The organism is Aquabacterium sp. A08, assembly GCF_011742065.1.
In genome coordinates, this window is sequence record NZ_JAAQQT010000006.1 from 1 (window position 1) to 242 (window position 242).

General features: G+C 76.9%; 1 pseudogene. It reads right to left on the bottom strand.

The features are described from left to right. A pseudogene (locus HA630_RS00040) lies at window positions 1–242 on the bottom strand (hypothetical protein); the annotation flags it as partial.

Sequence of the window (242 nt, forward strand, 5' to 3'; positions counted from 1 at the left end):
GGGGCCAGGGGCACCGCCGCCGGGTCCACCAGCAGCACCAGCGGGGCCTCGTCGCCCGCCAACTGGCCAACCCAACCCAGCGCCAGCAGGGTTTCGACCGAACCGGCCAGCTGCAGCGGGTCCACCTTCAGGGCCTGGGCCAGCGCCGCCGGCGTCAGGCCGGCGCGCTGCGCCTGGCGTTCGGCGTGCAGGGCGGCCACCACCTCCAGCGCCAGCTGAAAGCCCCAGCCCGGGGTGTCGCC